The following is a 24,178-nucleotide window of genomic DNA, read 5'->3' as shown; positions in this document are numbered from 1 at the left end:
CCGGCGCGAACCCCGCGCCGGGCCCTTCGTCGCGTCCGGACCGCTCCCCGCGGGCGGTATGACGTAGCCGGTATCCGCCGCGCGTCTTGTCCCCACCCCTCATTTACATTCACAATTCTCAATACATTCGACGCCCTTCCGGGCTCCGTCGCACCCCCGGAGCCCACGCCGATCCGGTGGATGCCCCGTCGCGCCGGTCCACCACCCCGGGACGGTTCGGGTGCCGACGCCATCGAGGCGCGGCGGTAGGGAGTCGCCATGCGAATCGTCCGGATCGCGACCGTGCTGGCGGTCGGCGCCCTGACGGTGTCGATGCTCGGACCCGGGTCGCCCTCGGTGGCCCACTCACCCGACACGCCCGCCGGGCGGGCGTCCGCCCAGGAGTTCATGGCGCAGCGGGAACCCACCCACAAGCTCGCCGCGGTCGCCGCCGCCACCTGCACCAACGGCCAGGCCGCCGGGTACCCGTGCCGCAACGTGGACCTGCTGTCGTTCCTGCCGTTGGCGAACATGGGCGGCAGCCAGGGCAACGACATCTGGGGTTGGACCGACAGCGCCACCGGCCGGGAGTACGCGCTGGTCGGCCGGCGCAACGGCACGTCCTTCGTCGACGTCTCCGACCCGACCGCGCCGGTCTACCTCGGCAACCTGCCCGCCCACCAGAACCGCACCGCGATCTGGCGGGACATCAAGGTCTATCGCGATCACGCGTACGTGGTGGCCGACGTGTCCGGGCACGGCATGCAGGTGTTCGACCTGACCCGGCTGCGCGGCGTGACCTCAGCCCGGACGTGGTCGGCGGACGTGCACTACAACCGGTTCGGCAACTCGCACAACATCGCCGTCAACGAGCAGACCGGGTACGCGTACGCGGTCGGGTCCAACACGTGCAGCGGCGGCCTGCACATGATCGACATCCGGACGCCGAAATCCCCGGCCTACGCCGGCTGCGTCAGCAACGACGGGTACACCCACGACACCCAGTGCGTCGTCTACCGTGGCCCGGACGCCGCGTACCAGGGCCGGGAGATCTGCGTCAGCTCGAACGAGGACACGGTGACCGTGGTCGACGTGACCAGCAAGTCCGCGCCCCGGCAGCTGGCCCGGATCGGGTACACCGGCCGGGGGTACACCCACCAGGGCTGGTTCACCGAGGACCAGCGGTACTTCCTGCTCGACGACGAACTCGACGAGTCCCGGCGGGGCGTGAACACCCAGACGTACATCTGGGACCTCGCCGACCTGGACGCGCCCCGGCACATCGGCACCTACAGCGCCCCGTCGGGGGTCCGCGCCACCGACCACAACCAGTACGTCAAGGGCCGCTACAGCTACCAGGCGAACTACCGGGCCGGGCTGCGGATCCTGGACCTGCGTGAGGTGGCGGCCGGGCGGGCCACCGAAGCCGGGTACTTCGACGTCTACCCGTCGAGCGACAGCAGCTCGATGAACGGGGCGTGGAGCACCTATCCGTACTTCCCGAGCGGGATCGTCGTGGTCAGCGGGATCGAGCAGGGGCTGTTCGTCCTGCGGCCCCGGTTGTCGTGACCACCACCGGAGACCGGGCGGCGGCACCGGTGAGCACGGTCTCCGGTGCCGCCGCGCCCGTGGTCACCGTCGGTGACGCCGCCGCCGACGTGGCCGGGCCGGACCCGGCCGGTCCCGAGCGGTCGGCCCGCGGCACCGGGCGGGCCGGCCGGTACGCCGCCGCCGGCCTCGTGCTCGGCCTGGTCCTCATGATCGGTTTCGCCGCCGGCCGGGCGGGCCGACCCGACCCGGTTCCGGTCCGGGCGGCGGCACCCCCCGCACACGCCGGCCACGGCCCCGGTGGTCTGGAGGTGTCCCGGGACGGCTGGACCCTCGCCCTGGCCGAGGCGTCGCTGACCGCCGGCCGCCCCGGCGAACTGGCCTTCCGGATCATCGGCCCGGACGGCACCGCCGTGACCGCCTTCGAGGTCGTCCACGAACGACGGATGCACCTGATCGTGATCGGCCGGGACCTCGACGGCTACCAGCACGTCCACCCCGAGATGGCACCGGACGGCACCTGGCGGGCCCGGGTCGTCCCGGCCGCGGCGGGTCCGCTGCGGGTCATCGCCGACTTCCGTCCGCAGGGCGCCCCGGGGCCGGTGGCTCTGGGCGTCGACGTGCCGGTCCCGGGACGGTACGCGTCGCGCCCGCTCGCCCCGCCGGAGGAGACCCTCCTGGTCGACGGCTACACGGTGACCCTCGACGGCGGCCTGCGGGCGGGCGAGTCGAACCAGGTCCTGGTGTGGCTCGGTCGCGACGGCAAGCCGGTGGGCGACCTGCAACGGCACCTGGGCGCGTACGGGCACCTGGTGGCGCTGCGCCAGGGCGACCTGGCGTACCTGCACGTCCACCCGGCGGCGGCGAGCCGGCCCAGCTCGGTCGTGGCCTTCGGCGTCACCGTGCCCTCCGCCGGCACCTACCGGCTGTTCTTCGAGTTCCGGCACCTCGACCGGGTGCACGTCGCCGCGTTCACCGTGATCGTGTAGGCGGGGCGGGGACGCTGAAGCGGTGGCGGCCCGGGTGTGCCTGGACGGGACACCGGGGCCGCCACCGTCGCGGGTGACGCCAGGACGGGCCCGGTCAGCCGACGGCGGCCAGGTCGGTCAGCCGGGCGAGCGAGTCCTCCAGGTCGGCGCCGACCCGACGCAGGCCGAGCCGGAGCAGGGCGGCCTTGACCGGACCAGCCGGCCAGCGTACGACGATGAGCCGTACGATCGTCCCGCCCTCCTCCTCGTCGGCGGTGAGCTGGACGTAGATCTCGGTGCGCGCCTCCGCCCGGGCACCGGCGCCCTTGGCCCGTTCCCGCCAGCCGATCAGGGTCGGCTCCTGGTAGGCGATCACCTCGGCCTCATGCGCCGCGCCGCGCCCCGCCTGGACCAGCTGCCGCCGGCCGAAGCCCTCTCCCGAGAGCACCTCGGCCGCGCGGACCCCCGCCAGCCACGCCGGCAACTGTTCGGCCCGCTGCACGACGTCCCAGACCGCTTCGATCGGCGCCACCACGTGCGCACTGCGTTCCACGAGGATCATTTCCGTCTTCCTCCAGTGAGGACATCCCACGATATCGGCACTCTATGCGCAAATTCGGACGTACTTGGACGGGTTCGGAAAAGACACGCCGAAAACCATTGCGCCGGCGGGCTCCGCGACCTATGGCGCTCCACGCGGCCGCCCCCTAGAGTCGCGAACACGTTTCGCGTACGACGGGAGGGCGCATGCCGACCGCACCGCCGCCACGGTTCCCCGCCGGGTTCCGCTTCGGAGTGTCCACGTCCGCGTACCAGATCGAGGGCGCGGTCGCCGAGGGCGGCCGCGGACCGTCCATCTGGGACACCTTCGCCCGCTCCCCCGGCCGGATCGCCGACGGCAGCACCGGCGACGTGGCCTGCGACCACTACCACCGGTACGCCGAGGACGTCGCGCTGCTGGCCCGGCTGGGTGTCGGGGCGTACCGCTTCTCGATCGCCTGGCCCCGCGTCCGACCGGCCGGCGACGGCCCGGTCAACGCGGCCGGCCTGGACTTCTACGACCGGCTCGTCGACGACCTGCTGGCGCACGGCGTCGACCCGGTCGCCACCCTGTTCCACTGGGACCTGCCGCAGCCCCTCGAAGACGCCGGCGGGTGGCTCGACCGGGACACCGCGTACCGGTTCGCCGAGTACGCCGACGCCACCGCCGCCCGGCTCGGTGACCGGGTGAAGCTGTGGATCACCCTCAACGAGCCGTTCATCCACATGAGCCTCGGCCACGGCATGGGCGTGCACGCGCCGGGCCGGATGCTGCTGTTCGACGCCTTCCCGGTGGCCCACCACCAGTTGCTCGCGCACGGCCTCGCCGTCGCCGCGCTGCGCACCCGCACCGCCGGCCCGGTCGCCATCGCCAACAACTACTCGCCGGTGCGGGTCCTCGGCGACACCGGGGCCGACGCCGCCGCCGGGGCGGCGTACGAGGCGCTGCACAACCGGCTCTTCACCGACCCGCTGCTCGGCCGGGGCTACCCGGACGGACCCGGCTTCGAGCCCGGCGTGGTGCGGGACGGCGACCTGGCGGTCATCGCCGCGCCGATCGACGTGCTCGGCGTGAACTACTACAACCCCACCGGGATCCGCGCCCCGGAGGAGGGATCGCCCCTGCCCTTCGAGATCGTGCCGCTCGACGGCTACCCGCGTACCGCCTTCGACTGGCCGGTCGTCCCCGACGGGCTGCGCGAACTGCTCAACTGGCTGCGCCGCACGTACGGCGACGACCTGCCGCCGATCCAGATCACCGAGAGCGGCTGCGCGTACGACGACGCGCCGGACGCCGACGGGCGGGTGCACGACCCGGAGCGGATCGCGTACCTCGACGGGCACCTGCGGGCCGTCCGGGCGGCGATCGACGACGGCGTGGACGTGACCGGGTACTTCGTCTGGTCACTCCTCGACAACTGGGAGTGGGCCGAGGGCTTCACCAAGCGCTTCGGCCTCGTCCACGTCGACTACCCCACCGCGACCAGGACGCCCAAGTCGTCGTACGCCTGGTTCCGGGACGTGATCGCGGCCGCCGGCGGAGGTCCGGCGACGTGACCACCGTGAACCCGACGCCGGCCGCGCTGCCGGCGGCGCTCGCCGAGCCGACCGTCCCGGTCCGGCGGGGCTGGATCGCGCTGCTCGCCGCGGCGAACCTCGGCGTCTGGATGGCGTTCTTCACCCCGATCCAGGTGCTGCTCCCGCAGCAGGTGGAACGGATCGCGCCGGCCGACAAGGAGACCATGCTGGCCGTGGTCACCGGCGTCGGCGCGCTGGCCGCGGTGCTCGCCAACCCGCTCGCCGGTGCGCTCTCCGACCGTACGGCCCCGCGCCTGGGCGGGCGGGCCTTCGGCCGCCGGCACGCCTGGACCGCCGGCGGCGCGGTGCTCGGCGCGCTCGCCCTGGTGCTGCTGGCGCAGCAGCGCACCGTCCTCGGAGTGACGCTCGGCTGGGTCGCCGCGCAGGTCTGCTTCAACGCGATGCTGGCCAGCCTCACCGCCGCAGTGCCCGACCGGGTGCCGGTGGCGCAGCGCGGCGGCGTCTCCGGCTGGGTCGGCATCCCGCAGGCGCTCGGCCTGGTGCTCGGTGTGGTGCTGGTGACCGCCGTGGTCACCGGCAACGCGGCCGGGTACGCCGCCGTCGCGGTCGCCGTGCTGGTGCTCGCACTGCCGTTCGCCCTGCTCACCGTCGACGACCCGCTGCCGGCCGCGCACCGGCCGCCGCTGCGCGGGCTGCTCGCGTCCATCTGGGTGTCCCCCCGGCGCCACCCCGACTTCGGGTGGGCGTGGATCACCCGCTTCCTCGTCCAGCTCGGCAACGCCCTCGGCACCCTCTACCTGCTGTACTTCCTCACCGACGAGGTGCGCCTGGCCGACCCGGAGCGCGGCCTGCTGGTGCTGATCCTGCTCTACACGGTGGGGCTGGCGTCCACGGCGGTGGTGGCGGGGCGGCTGTCCGACCGCTCCGGGCGCCGCAAGGTCTTCGTGATGGCGGCCGGCGGCATCATGGCGGTCGCCGCGCTGCTGCTCGCCGTGGCGCCGGCCTGGCCGGTGGCGGTGGCCGCCGCCCTGCTGCTCGGCGGCGGGTACGGGGTCTACCTCTCGGTGGACGCGGCACTCATCACGCAGGTGCTGCCCCACGCGGCCGACCGGGCCAAGGACCTCGGGGTGATCAACATCGCCAACTCCGCGCCACAGGTGCTCGGCCCGGCGATCTCCGCGCCGATCGTGGTGTACCTGGGCGGCTACCCCACCCTGTACGCCGCCACCGCGGCGGTCACCGTGCTGGGCAGCGTCCTGGTACTGAAGATCCGCTCCGTTCGGTGACCGCCCGGAGTGCAAGGAAGGGACCCTTTTACAACACCAGGCGATAACAAGGGGCCCTTCCAAACCTGGTCGCGGACGCCCGTAGGCTGGGGGACGTGACGGTACGTGTACGCTTCGCCCCCTCCCCGACCGGAATGTTCCACGTCGGCGGCGCCCGCTCGGCCCTGCAGAACTGGATCTTCGCCAAGCAGCAGGGCGGGGTGTTCGTGCTCCGCGTCGAGGACACCGACGCGGCGCGCAACAAGCCGGAGTGGACCGAGGGCATCCTCTCGGCGCTGGACTGGATCGGCATCTCCCGGGGCAGCTACGAGGGCCCGTACTTCCAGTCGTCGTACGCGGGCGAGCACCGCGCCGCCGCCGCCCGGCTGTACGAGGGCGGCCGCGCGTACTACTGCGACTGCACCCGCGAGGCCGTGCAGGCGCGGACCGGCTCCCAGCACTCCGGCTACGACGGTTTCTGTCGGGACCGGGGCCTGGAGCCCGCCGAGGGACGCGCACTGCGCTTCCGTACGCCGGACGAGGGTGCGACGGTCGTGGTCGACCTGATCCGCGGCGAGCCCACCTTCGAGAACAGGCACATCGAGGACTTCGTCATCGCCCGCGGTGACGGGTCCCCGGTCTTCCTGCTGGCCAACGTGGTCGACGACATGACCATGGGCATCACCCACGTGATCCGGGCCGAGGAGCACCTGCCCAACACCCCCAAGCAGCAGCTGCTCTGGGACGCGCTGGGCGTCAAGCCCCCGGTCTGGGCACACGTCCCGGTGGTGGTCAACGAGAAGCGGCAGAAGCTCTCCAAGCGGCGCGACAAGGTCGCCCTCGAGGCGTACCGCGACGAGGGCTACCTGGCCGACGCGATGCGCAACTACCTGATGCTGCTCGGCTGGGCGCCGTCGGGCGACCGCGAGATCGTGCCCTGGTCGGTGATCGAGGACGAGTTCCGGCTGGAGGAGGTCAACCCGTCCCCCGCGTTCTTCGACGAGAAGAAGCTGCGCGCGTTCAACGGCGAGTACATCCGGGCGCTCCCGATCGCGGAGTTCGTCGCGGCGTGCCAGCCGTGGCTGACCGGCACCGACACCATCGCGCCGCCGCCGTGGCAGCCGGAGGAGTTCGACGCCGACGCGTTCGCGGCGGTGGCGCCGCTGGCGCAGACCCGGATCGCGGTGCTCAGCGAGATCGTGCCGAACGTCGACTTCCTGTTCCTCGACTCGCCCCTGATCGACGAGGCGGCCTGGACGAAGGCGATGAAGGAGGGCGCGGCGGAGCTGCTCGACGCGGCGGTCGCCGCCTTCGACTCGCTGGAGTCCTGGGACGCCGAGTCGATCAAGGCGGCGCTGGAGGCGGTCGGCGCGGAGCGGGGCCTCAAGCTGGGCAAGGCCCAGGCGCCGGTCCGGGTCGCGGTCACCGGCCGCACGGTCGGCCTCCCGCTCTTCGAGTCCCTCGAGGTGCTGGGCCGCGACCGCACGCTCGCCCGCCTCCGCGCCGCCCGCCTCCGCCTGTTCTGACCCCGCCCGGCCCCCTCCGCGCACCGAGCGTGCACCTGCTGCCGGGACTCGCGCCGGCTGCAGGTGCACGCTCGCCGGGGCCCGGGTGACCGGGCAAGGACGGGCGTCAGGGGGTGGATCGGCGGCGGCGAAGGGCGAACGTGGCCGCTCCGGCGCCCGCCAGCGCGAGGGCGCCGAGGCCGGCCCAGAGCCACGGGGAGCCGTCGTCGCCGTCCTGGCCCGCCGTCGGCTCGGCCGCCCCGGCGGAGGCGGTCCCGGCGGAGGCGGTCCCGGCGGAGGCGGTCCCGCCCGGGCTCGGCTCGGCGGGCGTGGCCGACGGTGAACCCGTCGGCGCCGACGGGGTGGCGGAGACCGACGGGTCGGCGGGAGTGCCGGTGGTCAGGGTGAACCGGACCTCGCCCGAGACGGGGTGCCCGTCGCTGGACTGGACCCGGTAGCCGACGATGTAGAGCCCGGCGCGGCCGGGCCGGAACGGCACGCTCACGCGGGTGCCGGAGAACGTCGGCGCGCCGCCGGCCGCCGCCACATTGTCCGGCCCGGTGACGGTGACCTTCGTCGTGGCGGGGTCGAGCTTCGCCAGGAAGCGCAACTCGATCCGGGCGGGCGCGGTGGCGATGCGCGCGCCGTCACGCGGGTCGCTGCCGGTCAACTGGTTGTGCGCGGCGGCCGGCGCCGGCGGCACCAGCAGCGACACACCGAGCGCCACGCCGAGCACCACTGGCCAGGCACCCGCCGCACGTGCGACCCTGCCCCCCATACACCCCTCCCGAAAGGTACGATCCGCCCGTTGATCAACGACCGCTGTCGAGTTAGTCGGTCGGGGATCGCAGATAGTTCCAATAACAGTTCCACAAGCTGCAACCAATCGCCGTCCGGCGGAGTCTTAGGGTGGGAGTCCGACCTGCGCGTCCGGTCACCACCGCCGACTTAGCAACGCGTGACCTGCAGCGAAGCCATCCATCGAACGGGGCGAGGAGGCGGCGATGGTCCGAAGGGTACGGCGACTTGTCGCCTTGGTCGTTGGGGCCCTCGCGACGGGGGTGCTGACACTCGGCCTGGTCGACCCGGCGAAGGCGGCCCCGAAGCCGCCACCCGCGGGCGTGGACATCACCGGTACGGGCCTCGCCGAGCCGCTGCGGCTCCGCGCCAACCGCCACCCGGCCGAGGTGGTGGCCGTCATCGACCAGGTCAACTTCCTCGGCCGCACCGGCCAGACCACCGGCCCGCGCAAGGGCGACCTCGGTCCGAAGTACACGATCGTGGTGCTGTCCGGCGAGACGCCCAAGCAGACGTACGACCTGTACCCGAAGGCGGCCGGGGGCCCGCGCGTCTACCGGCCCGCCAAGCAGCCGGACTCGCGGCGTACCACCGCCGGCTGGTTCCTCGGCCGGCTCACCATGTCGGAGACCCTGCGGAACGTCGGGGTGCCGCTGGAGCGCCAGTTCGACACGGTGAGCGGTGGCGTCGGCGGCGGTGAGCGGGTCATCCCGGAGGACGCCATCAACCCCGCCCAGGACATCGACGAGGCGCTGGGCGAGCTGCGGCGGCTGCTGCTGCTCAATGTGGCGGTCGTGCTCACGATCACGACCGGTCTGGCGGGGATCGCGCTGCTGATCCGCCGCCGGACCCGCTGACGCCCGCCGCCGGGCCTCACATCTCCACGACGACCTTGCCGCGGACGTGGCCCGTCTCGACCAGGCGGTGCGCGTCCGCGGCCTGGTCGAGGGGAACGTCCGGGCCACGTGGACGGTCAGCCGACCCGCGTCCACCACCTCGTCGCCCACCGCGAAGCCGGTCACCGCCGGACCCACCGCCGCCACCACCCCGGCCGCGTCCCAGCCCGGCACCAACGGGAAGTGGCTGGGGAATGCTCCCGCCAGATAGCCCTCGCGGACCTTCCAGTCGACGGGGTTCACTCCGGCGGCCCGCACCCGCACGAGGACGACGTCCGGAACGACCGGCGGATCGGGCAGCTCCCGCACGGTGAGCAGGTCGGCGGGGCCGTACTCGTCGATCGCGATGGCCTTCCACGACCAGCTAGGGGCCGGACGGCGCCCGTGCGGTCAGCACCAACGGCGTGGCGGTCGCTCCCGGCGGGTGGCCCGCTGCCGGGGCCGGACCGGGCCGTGCCGGTGCGCGCCCGCCCAACCCGGCAGGGCACTGCGGCAGCCGGCGGGCGCGTCGTCGACCGGCGGCGCCGGCTCCGCCGACCGCTGCCGCGGCACCGCGACCTCGTCCTCGGCGCGCTCGGTCAGCCGCCCGGCGGGGGTCTCCCCCGGGTGCGCCGGCAGACCGCCGGCGATCCGCCGGTGGTGTTTGGCCGCCGGCTGCTCGTGGTGGCCCGGCCGGCAGGGCTCGCCCTGGGCGCAGCCGTGGTCGGCCTCCCCGTGCGCCATCCCGGTCTCCTCACGCTCGCCGTCGCGCGCCGGTGACAGCCCGGCGTGCCCTGTCACCGTACTGGCCGGGCCTGACGAGCTGTGCAGCACGTACCCAGTTCAGCGGCGCGGGCGGCGGTGGAGATCCACCCGGCGGACGGCCGGAACGGACGCCGCTGTGGTGGGATCGAGGCCATGCGACCGCCACCGTGGCTCGGGCCCGACACCCTCGGCCGGGACCTCACGCTGGCGGGCGCGTCGCTCGCGGGCGGCCTGATCCTGTACGGGCTGGGCACCCAGCCGCAGCTGCCCGGCGGGACGGGTGCGCCGGAACCGCTGTTCCTCGTGCCGCTGGTGGCGGTGTGCGTGGCGGTCGGGCTGCGCCGGGCCGCCACCCGGGCAAGCCTCGCGCTGGGCACGGTAGCGGTGCTGGCCGACCTGGCGCTGGGCGGCTCACTGGCGACCGTCCTGGTCTACACGCAGGTGCTCTACGACGCCTGCGTGTACGGCTCGGCCCGGACCTGGCGGCGGCTCCTGCGGGTCACCGTGGCGCTGAGTGTGCTCGCGGCCGTCGCCGGTGTCCTGGTGCTGGGCCGCTGGCAGGGGGTCGGCGTCGCGGCTCCGGTGGTGCTCGCCGGGGTGCTGCCGGTGATCACCGGGCTGAGCGTCCGGCAGTACCGCGACCAGGCCGCCGCCGAGCGGGTTCGCGCCGAGCAGACCGCTCGGCTGGTCGAGCTGGACCGGCGGCAGGCGGTGAGCGCCGAGCGGGCCCGGATGGCGCGGGAGCTGCACGACGTCGTCGCCAACCAGCTGAGCGCGGTGGCGATCCACGCCACGGCCGTGCTGTCCGTGCCCGGGCTGGACCGGTCGCAGGTGGAGTCGGCCCTGCGGGTGATCCGGGAGAACAGCGTGCAGGGCCTCGCCGAGATGCGGCAGATGATCGGACTGCTGCGCGGGCCGGCCGACGGTGAGCCGGGCGAGCACGCCACGGCGGAGGCGACGCCCGCCCGGTTGAGCGAGGTGGCGGCCGTCGTGGAGCGGGTCCGCGCCGCCGGACTGGCGGTACGCGTCCGGTGGCGCGGCGAGCCCCGCCCGCTGCCGGTCGGGGTGGACCTCGCCGCGTACCGCGTCGTGCAGGAGTCGCTGACCAACGCGCTCAAGCACGGCGCGGGCGAGGCCGACCTGGAGGTCGCGTACGAGCCGGCCGCGGTCGTGGTGCGGGTGGTGAACCCGCTGCGCGGCGGCGACGCGGCGGTGACCGGCGCGGGCGCCGGCCTGGTCGGGATGCGGGAACGGGTGGCGCTGCTGGACGGCCGGTTCACCGCCGGGCCCCGAAACGGGCGGTGGTCCGTCCGGGCCGAGGTGCCCACCGGCGTGCTCGCCGGGGACGGGAGGACGACGTGACGGACCCGGTCCGGGTGCTGCTCGCCGACGACCAGCCCGCCGTCCGGGCCGGCCTGGTCCTCATCCTGGCCGGCGCGCCGGGCGTGGAGGTGGTGGGCGAGGCGCACGACGGCGTCGAGGCGGTACGGCTGTGCCGGGAGCTGCGGCCGGACGTCGCCGTGCTCGACGTCCGGATGCCCCGGCTGGACGGCATCTCGGCGACCCGGGAGATCGTCGCGGACCGGCTCGCCGACGTGCTGGTGCTCACCACGTTCGACCTCGACGAGTACGTCTTCGGGGCGTTGCGGGCCGGGGCCGCCGGGTTCCTCCTCAAGGACACCGACGCCGACGGCCTCGTCACCGCCGTGCGGACGGTCGCCCGCGGCGAGGGGTTCATCGCCCCGGCGGTGACCCGGCGGCTGATCACCGCGTTCGCGGCGACCGCACCGGCCACCTCCGCCGCCACCCGGGCGGCGGTGACCGCGTTGACGCCCCGGGAACGCGACGTGCTCGCCTGCCTCGGGCTCGGCCTTTCCAACCAGCAGGTCGCCGACCGGCTGGCGATGGCGGAGAGCACCACCAAGACCCATGTCAGCCGGATCCTCGCCAAGCTCGACCTGCGCAGCCGGGTGCAGGCCGCCATCCTGGCCCAGGAGCTGGGCCTGCCGGTACCCCCGCCGGCCGGCCCGCCGCCGGAGCAGGGCGGCACGGCTCCCACCGGAGCCTGATCCACTCGTTGCCGGCGGCATGGCGGGGTCCCGCCGACGCGGAGACCGCCATGGCGGCGGCATCACGTCGATCAAGGCGCCGCCGGGCCGGCCCGGGGTGCGGGAGCCGGCGAGCTGCCCCCGGCACGGCGGCCCAGGTCACGGCGTGTCAGGCTGGGGCCGTGAGCGAGCCGGACACCGAGCTGACGGCCACCCTGCGCCGCATCGAGCGGGCGGCCGGGGCGTTGGCCACCGCCAGCGTGGCGCGGATGGACGAGACCCTGCCGTGGTTCCGCGCGCTCCCGGCCGACCAGCGCTCGTGGGTCATGCTGGTGGCCCAGGCCGGCGCGCGCTCGCTGGTGCAGTGGCTGCGCTCCGGCGGCGGCACCGCCGACAGCACGCAGGAGGTCTCCGACGAGGTCTTCGCGACGGCGCCGCAGGCCCTGGCCCGCTCGATCAGCCTCCAGCAGACCGTGGCCCTGATCAAGGTGACCATCGACGTGGTGGAGGAGCAGGTCCCGCACCTGGCCGCCCCGGGCGAGGAGCCGCAGCTGCGCGACGCGGTGCTCCGCTTCTCCCGGGAGATCGCCTTCGCCGCCGCGCGGGTGTACGCGCGCGCCGCCGAGTCCCGTGGCTCGTGGGACGCCCGGCTCCAGGCGCTGCTGGTGGACGCGCTGCTGCGCGGGGACTCGCCGGACGTGCTGGCCAGCCGGGCCGCCGCCCTCGGCTGGACGGACGCCCCGCCGGTGGCGGTGGCCGTGGGCCGCTCCCCGGGCGGCGAGGTCTCCGCGGTGCTGCACACGGTCTACCGGCAGGCCCGGCGAATCGGCGCCGAGGTGATCGGCGGTGTGCACGGGGACCGGCTGGTCATCGTGCTCGGTGGGGCGGCCGACCCGGTCGCCGCGACCGGCGAGCTGCTCGAGGCGTTCGGGGAGGGGCCGGTCGTCGTCGGTCCGGCCGTGCCGAGTCTGGACGAGGCCACCGAGTCGGCCCGCGCCGCCCTCGCCGGGTTCCGGGCCGCGCCGGCCTGGCCGGCGGCGCCCCGGCCGGTGCCGGCCGCCGACCTGCTGCCCGAGCGGGCGCTCGCCGGGGACGCGGAGGCCCGCCGGCGGCTGCGGCACGACGTGTACGCGACGCTGGCCCGCGCGGGCGGCGAGCTGCTGGAGACGCTGGACGCCTTCTTCGCCGCCGGGGGGACGCTGGAGAGCGCCGCCCGGGCGCTGTTCGTACACCCGAACACGGTGCGCTACCGGCTGCGCCGGATCGCCGAGGTCACCGGGTTCTCGCCGCTCTCGGCGCGGGACGCGTACGCGCTCCAGGTGGCGCTCACCGTCGGCCGTCTCGACCCGGTGGTCACGGTGGTCCCGACTCAGACAATGGCCCCAGGCGTGAGGAAAACATCACAGACGGGTGATGATCTCGGCCGATCTTTGTAGGATCCCTCCAAAGGTCCTAGTGCGGTTTGGTCGGGGGCGGCACAGCGCTACCCGCGCGTATCCGGGAGAGTCTTAGACGTGCTCGCCGTACTCTCCCCCGGCCAGGGTTCGCAGAAACCCGGCTTCCTGACCCCCTGGCTCGATTTGCCCGGCGCCGAGGCGCGGCTCCGCTGGTGGTCGGCGCTCGCCGGGGTCGACCTGGTCCACCTCGGCACGGCCGCCGACGCCGACGAGATCAAGGACACCGCCCGCACCCAGCCGCTGCTGGTCGCGGCGGCGCTGCTCGCCGCCGAGCACCTGCCGATGTACGACGTCGCGCTCACCGCCGGCCACAGCGTCGGCGAACTCGGCGCGGCGGCGCTGGCCGGGGTGCTTCCGCCGGAGGCCGCGATCACCCTGGCCGGCGTCCGGGGCCGCGAGATGGCCGCCGCCTGCGCGCTGGAGCCGACCGGAATGGCCGCCGTGCTGGGCGGCGACCCGGACGAGGTGCTCGCCGCGCTCGCCGCGCACGGGCTGCACCCGGCCAACCGCAACGGCGCCGGCCAGGTCGTCGCCGCCGGCGCGCTGGACGGTCTGGACAAGCTGGCCGCCGAACCGCCGGCGCGCACCCGGATCATCCGGCTCCAGGTTGCCGGCGCCTTCCACACGCCGTACATGGCCCCGGCGGAGGCGGCGCTGGCGACGGTGGCGGCCGGTATCACGCCCACCGACCCGGCCCGCATCCTGCTGTCCAACCTGGACGGCTCGGCCGTGAACCACGGCCGGGAGATGGTGCAGCGGCTGGTCCGTCAGGTCACCGCCCCGGTCCGTTGGGACCTGTGCATGCGGACGCTGGCCGACCTCGGTGTCACCGGGGTGATCGAGCTGCCGCCGGCCGGCACCCTCGCCGGCCTGGTCAAGCGTGAGCTGAAGGGCGCCGCCGCGCCGGAGATCGTCACCCTGAACACCCCCGACGACCTGCCCGCCGCGCGGGACCTGATCGCCCGGCACAGCGGTATCGGCGGCCACGAGCCGGTGATCCAGTTCCGGGTGGTGGTCTCCCCCGCGGCCGGCACGTTCACCCCCGCGGCGGACCTGGCCGAGGGCGCCGGCCTGCGCAGCGGCCAGGTCATCGGCCACGTCGCCACCCGCCAGGGCGCGGTCGAGGTGACCGCGCACGACAACGGCCTGCTCACCGAGTGGCTGGCCCACCACGACGACCCGGTCGCGCCGGGGCAGCCGCTCGCTCGCATCGGCGGCCACGCATGAGCCCGACACCGCGCGCGACGCGGCCACGCAGGGAAGGACAGCTTCGATGACGGGCAGCCGGATCGTCGCGCTCGGCCACTACCAGCCGTCGCGGGTGGTGACCAACGACGAGATCGCCCAGCTGGTGGAGACCAACGACGAGTGGATCCGCGACCGGGTGGGCATCGTGACCCGGCGGATCGCCGACGGCGAGACGGTGGCCGACATGGCCGCCGCCGCGGCGGGCAAGGCGCTGGCCGGCTCGGGCCTGACCGCCGCCGACATCGACCTCGTCGTGGTGGCCACCTGCACCTCGGTCGACCGCAGCCCGAACGTCGCCTGCCGGGTCGCCGCCAAGCTCGGCATCACCGCACCGGGCGCGTACGACATCAACACCGCCTGCTCGGGCTTCGCGTACGCCCTGGGCACCGTCGACCACGCCATCCGGGCCGGCGCCTCGCGCAACGCGATCGTCATCGGCGCGGAGAAGCTGTCCGACTTCACCGACTGGACGGACCGCTCGACCTGCATCATCTTCGGCGACGGCGCGGGTGCCGCGGTGGTCACCGCCGCCGGTGCGGACGAGCCGGCCGGTGTCGGCCCGGTGGTCTGGGGCTCGGTGCCGGAGCGGGGCGACGCGGTCCGCATCGAGGGCTGGCGCCCGTACATCCAGCAGGAGGGGCAGGCGGTCTTCCGCTGGGCCACCACCGCGCTGGCGCCGCTGGCGCTCCAGGCCTGCGAGCGGGCCGGGGTCGACCCGTCGGAGCTGGCCGCGTTCGTGCCGCACCAGGCCAACGCCCGGATCATCGACGGCATCGCCAAGCGCCTCGGCATCCCCGACGCGATCATCGCCAAGGACATCGTCGAGTCGGGCAACACCTCGGCCGCGAGCGTCCCGCTGGCCCTGTCGAAGCTGGTCGAGCGGCGGGAGGTGCCCTCCGGCGCCCCGGTGCTGCTGTTCGGTTTCGGTGGCGGCCTGACCTACGCCGGTCAGGTCGTCCGCTGCCCCTGAAGACCCGGCGCGGTCCCGCCGCGCCGCCTTCGCCACCACGGCGGAGAACAACCCCCGATGAGAGGAACCAACCGCAATGACCCGTGACGAGATCACCGCCGGCCTCGCCGAGATCCTCGAAGAGGTTGCCGGGGTGAACCCGGACGACGTGGCCGAGGGGAAGTCCTTCACCGACGACCTGGACGTCGACTCGCTGTCGATGGTGGAGGTCGTGGTGGCCGCCGAGGAGAAGTTCGGCGTCAAGATCCCGGACAACGAGGTGCAGAACCTGAAGACCGTCGGGGACGCCGTCAGCTACATCGAGGCGCAGTCCTGACCATGGCACACACCGACGTCGTCGTCACCGGGCTCGGCGCGACCACCCCGCTGGGCGGGGACGTCGCGTCGACCTGGGACGCCATGCTCAACGGCCGCTCCGGGGTGAGTGCGCTCACCCAGGAGTGGGCCGCGCAGCTGCCGGTCCGGATCGCCGCCCAGCTCGCGGTCGATCCGGCCGGCCTGCTGGACCGCGTGAAGCTGCGCCGGCTGGACCGCTCCGAGGCGATCGCGATCATCGCCGCGCAGCAGGCCTGGGCGGACGCCGGCCTGGCCGACTCCGGGCTCGACCCGGAGCGGCTCGGCGTGAGTGTCGGCTCGGGCATCGGCGGGGCGCTGACCCTGCTCGCCCAGGACGACGTCCTCGAGGCGTCCGGCCCGCGGCGGGTCTCCCCGCACACCATCCCGATGCTGATGCCGAACGGCCCGGCCGCGTGGGTCGGCCTGGAGCTGGGCGCCCGCGCGGGCGTGCACTCCGTCGCCAGCGCCTGCGCCACCGGCGCGGAGGCGATCGCCCTCGGCATGGACATGATCCGCGCCGGTCGCGCCGACGTGGTGGTGGCCGGCGGCACCGAGGCGGTCATCCACTCGCTGCCGATCGCCGGCTTCTCCTCGATGCGGGCGATGTCGACCCGGAACGACGAGCCGGAGCGGGCCTCCCGCCCGTGGGACAAGGGCCGCGACGGCTTCGTGCTCGGCGAGGGCGCCGGCGTCCTCGTGCTGGAACGCGCCGAGCACGCCGCCGCCCGGGGCGCCCGGGTGTACGCGCGGCTCGCCGGCGCCGGGATCACCTCCGACGGCTACGACATCGTCCAGCCGCACCCGGAGGGGGCCGGCGCGATCCGGGCCATCGCGAAGGCGATCGCCGACGCGGACGTCGCCAAGGCCGACATCGTGCACGTCAACGCCCACGCCACCTCGACCCCGGTCGGCGACCTCGCCGAGATCAAGGCCCTGCACCAGGCGCTGGGTGACCACCCGGTGCTGACCGCGACGAAGTCGATGTCCGGGCACCTGCTCGGCGCGGCCGGTGCGCTGGAGTCGATCGCCACGATCCTGGCGATCCGCGACGGCGTCGTACCGCCGACGATCAACCTGGACGACCCGGACGACGGTCTCGACCTGGACGTGGTCGCCAACAAGGCGCGCCACATGGAGATCCCCGCCGCACTGAACAACTCCTTCGGCTTCGGCGGGCACAACGTGGCTCTCGTCTTCACGCGGGCCTGAGACCACAGCCTTGGAGGCTCACGTGACCACCACCGTTGCCGGCACGGAGACGTCCACCGTGGACCACCGGGATCCGGAGCTGCGGCTCCGGGCCCTGTTCGACGCGGGCACGCTGCGCCTGCTGGCACCCCGGGACACCTCCGGGGTGCTCTGGGCGCGGGGTGAGATCGAGGGCGCACCGGCCGTCGCGTACGCGACGGACGCCACGAAGATGGGTGGCGCGATGGGCACCGACGGGTGCCGGCACATCGTCGACGCCATCGACACCGCCGTCCGGGAACGGGTGCCCGTGCTGGGGCTCTGGCACTCGGGCGGCGCCCGGCTGGCCGAGGGCGTGGTCGCGCTCGACGCGGTCGGCCAGGTCTTCGCCGCCATGGTCCGGGCCTCCGGCCGGGTGCCGCAGATCTCCGTGGTGCTCGGTCCCGCCGCCGGTGGCGCGGCGTACGGGCCGGCGTTGACCGACATCGTGGTGATGAGCGGCACCGGGCGGATCTTCGTCACCGGCCCGGAGGTGGTCCGCAGCGTCACCGGCGAGCAGGTCGACATGGAGCGCCTCGGCGGCCCCGAGCCGCACGGCCGGCGCTCCGGCGTGGTGCACGTGACGTGCCGGGACGACGAGGAGGCGCTGGCCGAGTCGCGCAAGCTCGCCGCGCTGCTGGGCCGCCAGGGCCGGCTCTCTCCGGACGACGTGCCCGCGTCCGGCGGGGACGGCCACGACCTGGCCGCCAAGATGCCGGCCGAGGCCAACCGCGCGTACGACGTCAAGCCCGTCGTGAAGGCGCTGCTCGACGCCCCGGGCGTGGAACTGCACGCCAAGTGGGCGCCGAACATCGTCACCACGCTGGGCCGGTTCGCCGGCCGGACGGTGGGCGTGATCGCCAACAATCCGCTGCGCCTGGGCGGCTGCCTCGACGCGTCCAGCGCCGAGAAGGCGGCCCGGTTCGTGCGGATGTGCGACTCGCTCGGCGTGCCGCTGATCGTGCTGGTCGACGTACCCGGCTACCTGCCCGGCCTGGGCCAGGAGTGGGACGGCGTGGTGCGGCGCGGCGCGAAGCTGCTGCACGCCTTCGCCGAGGCCGTGGTGCCGCGCGTGACGCTGGTGACCCGCAAGGCGTACGGCGGCGCGTACATCGCCATGAACTCCCGGTCCCTGGGCGCCACCGCGGTCTTCGCCTGGCCGAACGCGGAGGTCGCGGTGATGGGCGCCAGCGCCGCGGTGAACATCCTGCACCGCAAGAAGCTGGCCGCCGCTCCCGTCGAGGAGCGCGAGACGCTGCGCGCGCAGCTGATCGAGGAGCAGATCCGCGTCGCCGGCGGCGTGAACCGGGCGCTGGAGATCGGCGTGGTCGACGACGTCATCAAGCCGGCCGAGACCCGGCGCCGCATCGCCGAGGCGCTCGCCGCCGCCCCGGCCGCCCGGGGCGCCCACGGCAACATCCCCCTGTAGCGGGAGCCGCGCGACAGGGCCCTCGGGGTGGTACCCGGGGGCCCTTCCGTTGGCCTTGACGGCCCGCACCCCGACCGGTTTGCTGTACCGGCTGAAGATCGGAAACGGGGAGATCGTCGTGCCACGTCGTACCACCGCGGCCCTGCTGGCCGCGCTGACCCTCACCCTGCCGGCCGGCTGTGGCGGCGACGACGACCCGGCCGCCGCCGGTTCGCCGGCCCCGTCGGCGACCGGCGAGCCCTGGTACGACGAGGTCACCACGGCCGAGCGGGACGGCGAGGTCGGTCCCGCCGGTACGCCCTGCCCGCTGCCGGTCACGTTCCCACTCGCCACGGGCTGGCGGCCCAAGACCATCGAGCCGCCCGCGACCGCCCCGTCCGGCGGCCCGGAGGCCGAACTGGGCGCGGAGCTGATGGCGGCGCTCGGCCGGCGCGGCGGCGCCACCCTCCGGTGCGAGGTGGACGGCCGCCGCCGGGGCGGGGGCTTCCTGCGGGTGTGGACCGCCGACCGGGCCGGCGTCGCGCCCCGCGCCGCGCTGGACGCCTACCTCGCCGACTCCGCGGTCGAGACGGCCGTCGAGCCACGGTTCCGCGACGTCACCGCCGGCGGTCTCGCCGCTGTCGAGGCGACCTGGCTGAGCCGCAGCGAGCTGCTGGGCGAGGAGAACCGCGGCTGGGCGGTGGCCGTCCAGGCGGGCGGGCGGACCCTGCTGTTCACCACGAACGAGAGCCTGATCGCGGAGCGGACCGACGTGCTGCCGGCGTACCGGTTGGCGGTCCAGGGGCTACGCGTCGGCGCGTGAGCGTCGGCGGTCAACCGGCGCAGGTGGTGGCGGGCAGGCCGGGCACCGGCACCGGGGAACGACCGGCCGGCGGCGCCTTTCCGGCCAGCACCCGGGCGAGGGCGGTCATCGACGCCCGACTCGACGAGTACGTGGCCAGCAGCGTCGGTGAGGTGGCCTTGGCCAGCACGTACGGGGTGTCCATGGCGACCGTCACCGCGGCGTCGGCACGCAGGTCGTCGGCGCCGTCGCCGTACCCGACGAGGTGGACGACGGTGCCGCCCTTCGGGACCACGCGCACCCCGGCCGACGTCAGCGCCTCGGTCAACGCGGCCCGCGTGTGCGCCCGGCCGCCGGAGGTGGTCACCGTCACCGGCCCGCGCACCGGCGCGCCGCACGGCCCGCGCAGCACGGTCACCGCGGCGGCGGCCAGCTCTCCGGCCGCGTCGCGGTGCGCCGGCGCGGCGAGCGTGGACAGGTCGGGGGTGGCCCGGCCGGCGAGGGCGAACTTCATGGTGAGCACCCGGGTCGCCGCCTCCACCAGGCGGGCGCGGGGCAGCGAGCCGTCCCGCAGGGCGGCGAGCAGCCCGTCGTACGCCTGCCCGACGTGCGGCGGCATGAGGATGAGGTCGTTGCCCGCCTTCAGGGCGCGCACCGCGGCCTCCCCGGGCGACCAGCGCTTCGCCGGCGCCATGTTCATCCCGTCGGTGATCACCACGCCCTTGAAGCCGAGCTGGTCCCGGAGCACGCCGGTGAGGAGCTTGTGCGAGAAGGTCGCCGGGGTGCCCGGGTCGACGGCCCGCACGTCCAGGTGGCCGGACATCACCGCGAGGGCGCCCGCGTCGACACCGGCCCGGAACGGCACCCAGGCGCCGGCCTCCAGCGCCGCGCGTGGCTGGTCGAGCACCGGCAGGTCGGTGTGGGAGTCGGTGGCGCTGTGGCCGTGGCCCGGGAAGTGCTTGAGGGTGGCCGCGACCCCCGCGGCCTGGAGGCCCCGGACGGCGCCGCCGACCTGTGCCCCCGCCGCCTTCGGGTCCGCGCCGTACGAGCGGGAGCCGATGACCGTGCTGCGGGTGACGAGCACGTCGGCGACCGGGGCGAAGTCGACGTTGACGCCCATCGCCGCGAGTTCGGTGCCGGCGGCCCGCCAGGCGGCCTCGGTCAGCTCCGGCTTCCCGGCCGCACCGGCGGCGAGCGCGCTGGGCAGCAGCGTGACGCCGTCGGTGATCCGGGTGACCACCCCGTGCTCCTGGTCGGTGCCGATGAGGAACGGTGCCGCTCCGGCCGGCAGGTCGGCCGCGGCCTCGCGCAGCCCGCTGGTCAGCGCGCGGACCTGCTTCGGGTTGTCGACGTTGGTGGTCTCCTGGTTGCCCTTGGTGGGGTCGTCGGCGCTGAAGCCGACCAGGATCAGCCCGCCGAGGCGGTACTTCCCGATCATCTGGGCGGGGGTGTCGACGCCGGCGAGGGAGCGGTTGCCGGCGGCCGACGCGGGCGAGACGCGGTCCGCGGCGTCGCCGTAGGCGTACGGCATCAGCACCTGGCCGACGAGGTCCTCGTCGGCGAGGCGGGTGACGAGGGCGGCGGCGTGGGCGGCCGGGTCCCCGGCGGGGACCGGCACCGGCGTGGTGGGTGCCGCCGACGGCACGCTCGCCGCCGGTGCCGGGGCGGCGGTCTCCCGCGGGTCGGCGCAGCCGGAGACGAGCAGTGCGGTCAGTACGGCGAGCGCGACGCCGCCACGCCGCAGAGTTGTCGACACGCGAGTCATCCCACCAGTTCGACGCTAATCGGGGCAACCCGAACCCTACGCGGGCCGACCGGCCACCGCCCTCGTGCGGCGGCCGCCTCGCGGGGCCCGCGCGGGGGCTCAGCCCACGCGGGTGAGCAGGGTCACCGGCGCGCCGTCACCGGCGTAGCGGTACGGTTCGAGCTCGGCGTCCCAGGCGGTGCCGAGCGCCTTGTCGAGGGCGTGCGCGAGGGCCTCCGGTGCCCGTGCGCCCGCCATGATGCTGCGCAGCCGGTCCTCGCCGAGCTGGATGTCGCCGGCCGCGCCGACGGTGGCGCGGAACAGGCCCCGGCCCGGCACGTACATGAAGCGCTCCCCGTCGGCGCCGGGACTCGGCTCCTCGGTGACCTCGAAACGGATCATCGGCCACTGCCGGAGGGCAGCAGCCAGCTCGGCGCCCGTCCCCGGACGACCGGTCCACCCGCACTCCGCCCGGCGGGCGCCGGGGTCGACGGGCTGAGCGGTCCACTCGAGGCTGACCGGCGCGGCAAGGACGCGCGCGATCGCCCACTCGACGTGTGAGCACACGGCGAGCGGGGTCGAGTGGACGTATACGACGCCACGCGTTGGCACGGTGACCTCCCGGAGAGCGAGGTGCGTCTTCCCCTACGACCTCGGCCAGCCGGGTGGCTTCTGGAACACATGATGACTGCTGTGACGGATGGTGCGCCAGAGAATCGGAAAATTCGCCGGTGGAATAGCCGGTCGGGTGACCGTGGTTGACCACCACGACGCGGTGACCAGCCAGGGATCGTGGTCGTGTACAGTTCCATCGGCGGCCTGTGCCGCGAACGTCTTCCGCGGGACCACCCACCGGGTGAAGCCCGCACCCAGCCCCCGGACGTCTACCGCGTCCTCCCGTACGTCTTGCAAGGAGTACCTCCGTGGCGAGCAACACCTCTAAGACCGCGCGCGCGTCAGTCCGGGCCGGCCAGGCTGGCCAGGGTGGCGCCCTCAGCGTGCTGGGCGAGTTCAAGTACGTGATCCCGCTGAACGGCGGCAAGCACGCCTACGTGCGGAACCTGACCAACGGCAAGACCGCGCACCTGCGCACCGACTCCGAGGCCTTCGTCGAGGAGATCCGGGTGCTGGCCGCGGCCGGTCACGCCGCCAAGATCCGGGCCGAGCTGTCCGCGCTCAACGCCGCCCACCCGGGCGACGGCTGGGACGCCACCGAGAAGCGCCTCGTCGAGGCCGGCGTCTTCGAGGGCTGAGCCCCTCCCGCAGCAACCACGAACCGCCCGTCGGGACACCTCCCGGCGGGCGGTTCCGCGTCTGCGCCGGCCGCCGACGGGTCAACAGGGGACCCCTCCTCTACCGTCCGCGTCAAGAAGGGGCCCTTCCTTACTCCGTCAGCGGGGTGACCTCGCCGGTCGCGAGGTCGTACAGGGCGCCGACCACGGCCACGTGCCCGGCGCTGACCGGCGCGGCGAGCAGGTCGTCGGCGCGCAGCGCGGCCACCGTCCGCTGCACGTGCCGCCGGATCGCGAGCGGGCCCACCCGCGGGTCGGACACACCGACCTCGGTGACCGCGGGCGCGATCTGGTCGACCAGGTGCGCGAGCGAGCCGCCGGGCCGCTCACCGGCGCGCAGCGCCTCCACCGCCGCCGCGACCGCGCCGCACCGTTCGTGGCCGAGCACCATGACCAGCGGTACGCCGAGCTGCCCGACCACGAACTCGATCGAGCCGAGCACGGCCCGGTCCAGCACGTGCCCGCCGGTCCGGATCACACAGATCGAGCCGAAGGTCTGGTCGAAGATCGCCTCCAGCGGCACCCGCGAGTCGATGCAGCCGAGCACGACGGCGTACGGCTGCTGGTCACCGGAGGCGGCCGCGGCCGCGGCGGTGACGTCGTGGCCGTGGATCGGCTGGCCGCTCACGAACCGCCGGTTGCCGGCGAGCAGCTCGGCCAGCGCGGCGCGGGGCGTACCCCCGGCGCGGCGACCCGGGTGGTGCGGCGCTGCTGCCATGCCGGTCAGCCTGACCGGTACGCCGGGGTTCGCGGGCCGGGTTCCGAATCTTCTTTCGGGCGCGGTTGGCGTGATGTCATGACGGGTAGCCGGTGTTACCACCGGGTATCCCCGGTGTGACGGACTGGTGCGGCCCGGGGGAGGTGGCGATGCCGGAGGTACGGGAGGTACGACTGCCCGACGACGTCCGCCTGCACGTGGAGATCGACGGTCCGGCCGACGCCGAGGTGACGGCGGTGCTGCTGCACGGCTGGACGCTGGACGGGCGCGCCTGGCACCGGCAACTCGCCGACCTGCGGGAACGCTTCGCCGGTGCGGTGCGCGTGGTGACCTACGACGCCCGCGGGCACGGCCGTTCCAGCTGCATGCCGCTGCCGACCGCCACCCTGGCCCAGCTCGGCGACGACCTCGCCGCGGTGCTGGACGCGGTGGTCCCGGCCGGGCCGGTCGTGCTGACCGGCCACTCGATGGGCGGTATGACGATCATGGAGTACGCGCACCGCCACCCCGCGCACTTCGCCGCCCGCGTCGCCGGGCTGCTCTTCGTCTCCACCACCGCCGAGGGGCACACGCACACCGTCTACGGCCTCTCACCCCGTATCGCCCGGTTGATCCGGCTCGCCGAGACCACCGGTGCCGGCGTCCTGGCCCGGTGCGGGTCCTGGCGTCCGCCCCGGGCGCTGCTGCGCGCGCTGCGGCCCAGCATCCGCTGGATGCTCTTCGGTGACCGCTGCGACCCGACCGACATCCGTCTGGTCACCTCCGCGGTGGCCCGCGCGTCGCTACGCTCCATCGGCGGCTTCCGGGCCTCGATCGGGGCGCAGCACCGGCTGGAGACCCTGGCCGAGCTGGCCCATCTGCCGGCCGCCGCGCTGGTCGGGGACCGGGACCGGCTGACCCCGCCGCCGTGTGCCGAGTCGATCGCGGCCGCGCTGCCGGCGACCGAGCTGACCGTCTGCCCGGGTGCGGGGCACATGCTGATGATGGAGCGCCCCGACGAGGTGAACGGCGCCCTGGCCGGGGTGCTGCGCCGGGTGCTCGTGCGCTCCGCCGCCGCCGACGCCGGACCGTCGGCGGTGGCCGCCTAGCGCGTTCGCGCACCTCCGGCGCCGCCGGTGGCGCCGGGGCCGTACCCTCGTGCGGTTG

Annotated in this window: 24 protein-coding genes and 1 pseudogene; 17 read left to right on the top strand and 8 right to left on the bottom strand. The window is 74.6% G+C overall.

Annotation, left to right across the window (positions count from 1 at the left end):
- Positions 1 to 258: 258 nt before the first annotated feature.
- Together ACN26Y_RS15120 and ACN26Y_RS15115 are read left to right on the top strand one after the other, a co-directional pair.
- Positions 259 to 1,548, top strand: coding sequence for a choice-of-anchor B family protein (locus ACN26Y_RS15120; protein WP_155330884.1), 1,290 nt, complete (start codon positions 259 to 261; stop codon positions 1,546 to 1,548).
- On the top strand, positions 1,545 to 2,516 hold the full coding sequence (locus ACN26Y_RS15115; protein ID WP_422734856.1) for a hypothetical protein: 972 nt from the start codon (positions 1,545 to 1,547) through the stop codon (positions 2,514 to 2,516). The genes ACN26Y_RS15120 and ACN26Y_RS15115 overlap by 4 nt, the downstream gene beginning before the upstream one ends.
- A gap of 94 nt (positions 2,517 to 2,610) precedes the next feature.
- Here ACN26Y_RS15115 and ACN26Y_RS15110 read toward each other — a convergent pair whose 3' ends face one another.
- Positions 2,611 to 3,057 carry an SRPBCC family protein gene (locus ACN26Y_RS15110; protein ID WP_155330883.1) on the bottom strand — a complete coding sequence of 149 codons (447 nt, stop codon included), beginning with the start codon at positions 3,055 to 3,057 and terminating at the stop codon, positions 2,611 to 2,613.
- A 185-nt stretch (positions 3,058 to 3,242) separates the two neighbouring features.
- On the opposite strand from ACN26Y_RS15110, the gene ACN26Y_RS15105 reads away from it, so the two are divergent.
- From ACN26Y_RS15105 to gltX, 3 genes are all read left to right on the top strand, one after another.
- A complete protein-coding gene (locus tag ACN26Y_RS15105) occupies positions 3,243 to 4,592 on the top strand; it encodes a GH1 family beta-glucosidase (RefSeq protein ID WP_422734855.1) in 1,350 nt (449 codons plus the stop codon).
- The gene (locus ACN26Y_RS15100; protein ID WP_422734854.1) at positions 4,589 to 5,860 is read left to right on the top strand and encodes an MFS transporter; all 1,272 of its coding nucleotides are present in this window, start codon (positions 4,589 to 4,591) and stop codon (positions 5,858 to 5,860) included. The genes ACN26Y_RS15105 and ACN26Y_RS15100 overlap by 4 nt, the downstream gene beginning before the upstream one ends.
- Before the next feature lie 95 nt (positions 5,861 to 5,955).
- Positions 5,956 to 7,365, top strand: coding sequence for a glutamate--tRNA ligase (gene gltX, locus ACN26Y_RS15095; RefSeq protein ID WP_422734853.1), 1,410 nt, complete (start codon positions 5,956 to 5,958; stop codon positions 7,363 to 7,365).
- A gap of 106 nt (positions 7,366 to 7,471) precedes the next feature.
- On the opposite strand, the gene ACN26Y_RS15090 is transcribed toward gltX, so the two are convergent.
- Positions 7,472 to 8,071, bottom strand: a complete 600-nt coding sequence (locus tag ACN26Y_RS15090) for a copper resistance CopC family protein (RefSeq protein ID WP_422734852.1) — start codon at positions 8,069 to 8,071, stop codon at positions 7,472 to 7,474.
- Between the two features lie 277 nt (positions 8,072 to 8,348).
- On the opposite strand from ACN26Y_RS15090, the gene ACN26Y_RS15085 reads away from it, so the two are divergent.
- Positions 8,349 to 8,999, top strand: a complete 651-nt coding sequence (locus tag ACN26Y_RS15085) for a hypothetical protein (RefSeq protein ID WP_155330878.1) — start codon at positions 8,349 to 8,351, stop codon at positions 8,997 to 8,999.
- Positions 9,000 to 9,015: 16 nt separating this feature from the next.
- On the opposite strand, the gene ACN26Y_RS15080 is transcribed toward ACN26Y_RS15085, so the two are convergent.
- From ACN26Y_RS15080 to ACN26Y_RS15070, 3 genes and pseudogenes are all read right to left on the bottom strand, one after another.
- Positions 9,016 to 9,063 (bottom strand): hypothetical protein, encoded by a 48-nt coding sequence (locus ACN26Y_RS15080; RefSeq protein ID WP_422734937.1) that lies wholly within the window; start codon positions 9,061 to 9,063, stop codon positions 9,016 to 9,018.
- A gap of 128 nt (positions 9,064 to 9,191) precedes the next feature.
- Positions 9,192 to 9,281: pseudogene (locus ACN26Y_RS15075) on the bottom strand (NADP-dependent oxidoreductase); the annotation flags it as partial.
- A 147-nt stretch (positions 9,282 to 9,428) separates the two neighbouring features.
- Positions 9,429 to 9,761 carry a hypothetical protein gene (locus tag ACN26Y_RS15070; protein WP_155330876.1) on the bottom strand — a complete coding sequence of 111 codons (333 nt, stop codon included), beginning with the start codon at positions 9,759 to 9,761 and terminating at the stop codon, positions 9,429 to 9,431.
- A 174-nt stretch (positions 9,762 to 9,935) separates the two neighbouring features.
- Here ACN26Y_RS15070 and ACN26Y_RS15065 point away from each other — a divergent pair, with 174 nt between their 5' ends.
- The 9 genes from ACN26Y_RS15065 (at position 9,936) to ACN26Y_RS15025 (ending at position 19,299) form a co-directional block, all read left to right on the top strand.
- Positions 9,936 to 11,144, top strand: coding sequence for a sensor histidine kinase (locus ACN26Y_RS15065; protein WP_422734851.1), 1,209 nt, complete (start codon positions 9,936 to 9,938; stop codon positions 11,142 to 11,144).
- Positions 11,141 to 11,851 (top strand): response regulator, encoded by a 711-nt coding sequence (locus ACN26Y_RS15060; RefSeq protein ID WP_155330874.1) that lies wholly within the window; start codon positions 11,141 to 11,143, stop codon positions 11,849 to 11,851. Before ACN26Y_RS15065 ends, ACN26Y_RS15060 begins: the two co-directional genes overlap by 4 nt.
- Positions 11,852 to 11,901: 50 nt before the next feature.
- On the top strand, positions 11,902 to 13,266 hold the full coding sequence (locus tag ACN26Y_RS15055; protein ID WP_422734850.1) for a PucR family transcriptional regulator: 1,365 nt from the start codon (positions 11,902 to 11,904) through the stop codon (positions 13,264 to 13,266).
- A gap of 78 nt (positions 13,267 to 13,344) precedes the next feature.
- A complete protein-coding gene (locus ACN26Y_RS15050) occupies positions 13,345 to 14,514 on the top strand; it encodes an acyltransferase domain-containing protein (RefSeq protein WP_155330872.1) in 1,170 nt (389 codons plus the stop codon).
- Positions 14,515 to 14,560: 46 nt separating this feature from the next.
- Positions 14,561 to 15,505, top strand: a complete 945-nt coding sequence (locus tag ACN26Y_RS15045; RefSeq protein WP_155330871.1) for a beta-ketoacyl-ACP synthase III — start codon at positions 14,561 to 14,563, stop codon at positions 15,503 to 15,505.
- 76 nt (positions 15,506 to 15,581) lie between these two features.
- A complete protein-coding gene (locus ACN26Y_RS15040) occupies positions 15,582 to 15,821 on the top strand; it encodes an acyl carrier protein (protein WP_007072348.1) in 240 nt (79 codons plus the stop codon).
- Positions 15,822 to 15,823: 2 nt separating this feature from the next.
- Positions 15,824 to 17,050: a beta-ketoacyl-ACP synthase II gene (gene fabF, locus ACN26Y_RS15035; RefSeq protein ID WP_155330870.1), complete on the top strand. Its 1,227-nt coding sequence runs from the start codon at positions 15,824 to 15,826 to the stop codon at positions 17,048 to 17,050.
- Between the two features lie 22 nt (positions 17,051 to 17,072).
- Complete coding sequence (locus ACN26Y_RS15030; protein WP_422734849.1) at positions 17,073 to 18,497, top strand: acyl-CoA carboxylase subunit beta; 1,425 nt, start codon at positions 17,073 to 17,075, stop codon at positions 18,495 to 18,497.
- Between the two features lie 118 nt (positions 18,498 to 18,615).
- Entirely contained in the window at positions 18,616 to 19,299 is a 684-nt protein-coding gene (locus ACN26Y_RS15025) for a lipoprotein (protein ID WP_422734848.1), read from the top strand.
- A gap of 10 nt (positions 19,300 to 19,309) precedes the next feature.
- On the opposite strand, the gene ACN26Y_RS15020 is transcribed toward ACN26Y_RS15025, so the two are convergent.
- The gene (locus ACN26Y_RS15020) at positions 19,310 to 21,043 is read right to left on the bottom strand and encodes a glycoside hydrolase family 3 protein (RefSeq protein ID WP_155330867.1); all 1,734 of its coding nucleotides are present in this window, start codon (positions 21,041 to 21,043) and stop codon (positions 19,310 to 19,312) included.
- A 99-nt stretch (positions 21,044 to 21,142) separates the two neighbouring features.
- A complete protein-coding gene (locus tag ACN26Y_RS15015) occupies positions 21,143 to 21,634 on the bottom strand; it encodes a DUF3145 domain-containing protein (RefSeq protein WP_155330866.1) in 492 nt (163 codons plus the stop codon).
- 311 nt (positions 21,635 to 21,945) lie between these two features.
- Between ACN26Y_RS15015 and ACN26Y_RS15010 the strand changes: the two genes are divergently transcribed.
- Positions 21,946 to 22,275 carry a hypothetical protein gene (locus tag ACN26Y_RS15010; RefSeq protein WP_155330865.1) on the top strand — a complete coding sequence of 110 codons (330 nt, stop codon included), beginning with the start codon at positions 21,946 to 21,948 and terminating at the stop codon, positions 22,273 to 22,275.
- A gap of 130 nt (positions 22,276 to 22,405) precedes the next feature.
- On the opposite strand, the gene ACN26Y_RS15005 is transcribed toward ACN26Y_RS15010, so the two are convergent.
- Positions 22,406 to 23,032 carry a carbonic anhydrase gene (locus ACN26Y_RS15005; protein WP_155330864.1) on the bottom strand — a complete coding sequence of 209 codons (627 nt, stop codon included), beginning with the start codon at positions 23,030 to 23,032 and terminating at the stop codon, positions 22,406 to 22,408.
- 149 nt (positions 23,033 to 23,181) lie between these two features.
- Between ACN26Y_RS15005 and ACN26Y_RS15000 the strand changes: the two genes are divergently transcribed.
- A complete protein-coding gene (locus tag ACN26Y_RS15000; RefSeq protein WP_155330863.1) occupies positions 23,182 to 24,120 on the top strand; it encodes an alpha/beta fold hydrolase in 939 nt (312 codons plus the stop codon).
- Positions 24,121 to 24,178 lie beyond the last annotated feature (58 nt).

Origin of the sequence: Micromonospora sp. WMMD558 (assembly GCF_049315255.1) — a bacterium.
In the GTDB taxonomy this organism is placed as follows: domain Bacteria; phylum Actinomycetota; class Actinomycetes; order Mycobacteriales; family Micromonosporaceae; genus Micromonospora.
Note: the sequence above shows the minus strand (reverse complement) of the source record. Positions and strands in the feature narration are given on the sequence as shown.

Bases quoted from the DNA above. Each gene is read 5' to 3' on its own strand.
- ACN26Y_RS15120 (WP_155330884.1), top strand. From the start codon at position 259: ATGCGAATCGTCCGGATCGCGACCGTGCTGGCGGTCGGCGCCCTGACG.
- ACN26Y_RS15110 (WP_155330883.1), bottom strand. From the start codon at position 3,057: ATGATCCTCGTGGAACGCAGTGCGCACGTGGTGGCGCCGATCGAAGCG.
- ACN26Y_RS15105 (WP_422734855.1), top strand. From the start codon at position 3,243: ATGCCGACCGCACCGCCGCCACGGTTCCCCGCCGGGTTCCGCTTCGGA.
- ACN26Y_RS15085 (WP_155330878.1), top strand. From the start codon at position 8,349: ATGGTCCGAAGGGTACGGCGACTTGTCGCCTTGGTCGTTGGGGCCCTC.
- ACN26Y_RS15070 (WP_155330876.1), bottom strand. From the start codon at position 9,761: ATGGCGCACGGGGAGGCCGACCACGGCTGCGCCCAGGGCGAGCCCTGC.
- ACN26Y_RS15065 (WP_422734851.1), top strand. From the start codon at position 9,936: ATGCGACCGCCACCGTGGCTCGGGCCCGACACCCTCGGCCGGGACCTC.
- ACN26Y_RS15055 (WP_422734850.1), top strand. From the start codon at position 11,902: ATGGCGGCGGCATCACGTCGATCAAGGCGCCGCCGGGCCGGCCCGGGG.
- ACN26Y_RS15045 (WP_155330871.1), top strand. From the start codon at position 14,561: ATGACGGGCAGCCGGATCGTCGCGCTCGGCCACTACCAGCCGTCGCGG.
- ACN26Y_RS15040 (WP_007072348.1), top strand. From the start codon at position 15,582: ATGACCCGTGACGAGATCACCGCCGGCCTCGCCGAGATCCTCGAAGAG.
- fabF (WP_155330870.1), top strand. From the start codon at position 15,824: ATGGCACACACCGACGTCGTCGTCACCGGGCTCGGCGCGACCACCCCG.
- ACN26Y_RS15020 (WP_155330867.1), bottom strand. From the start codon at position 21,043: ATGACTCGCGTGTCGACAACTCTGCGGCGTGGCGGCGTCGCGCTCGCC.
- ACN26Y_RS15005 (WP_155330864.1), bottom strand. From the start codon at position 23,032: ATGGCAGCAGCGCCGCACCACCCGGGTCGCCGCGCCGGGGGTACGCCC.
- ACN26Y_RS15000 (WP_155330863.1), top strand. From the start codon at position 23,182: ATGCCGGAGGTACGGGAGGTACGACTGCCCGACGACGTCCGCCTGCAC.